At 52.0% G+C, this 567-nt stretch carries 1 protein-coding gene; it reads left to right on the forward strand.

Annotated elements, in window-relative coordinates:
• A partial coding sequence (locus tag CWC28_RS21465; RefSeq protein ID WP_138625764.1) for an IS701 family transposase occupies positions 1-567 on the forward strand: 567 nt, incomplete at both ends.

Consider the following 567-nt stretch of genomic DNA (forward strand, 5'->3'; position numbering starts at 1 on the left):
CGGCACACACAGGAACTTGGCTATCATGCCATCGGTCAGGTTCGCCATGATCTGGCGTTATTCCTGCCACCACTGCCCGAGCCAAAGCGGCGAGGAGCGCCAAGAATTTACGGAGAAAAGCTGACGAAAACGCAGGTTCAAAAGCTTCCGGAACACAAAGTGAAAATGCACCTCTATGGGCGAATACGCACTGTGTATTACAGAAGTTGCCGGTGTCGAGCCAGAATTCTCAGGGGGCAGGAAGTCATCGCCGTCTGGACAGAGTTCGAGCACAAGGGAAAACGTCGCAAAACCCGACTAATATTATCCACTGACACCGCTCTTGATGCGGTTAAAATCCTGCGTCATTACGCCTTGAGATGGCCGATAGAGCCGGGATTTAACCAGATCAAAAACCTGTTTGGAGCCCGCCAGCTTTGGCAACGCAAAAGGCAAACGCTTTACCGCTGGCTGAACATACGACTGATGGCTTACGGGTTATTGCAGTTGCTGACGGTTAGTGCTGGTAAACTCGCACGAGGCATGGTGAACCAACCTTGGCGATCAGAAGATGTCATGACGGCAGGA

Source organism: Pseudoalteromonas sp. S4492 (assembly GCF_005886115.1).
In the GTDB taxonomy this organism is placed as follows: domain Bacteria; phylum Pseudomonadota; class Gammaproteobacteria; order Enterobacterales; family Alteromonadaceae; genus Pseudoalteromonas; species Pseudoalteromonas gelatinilytica.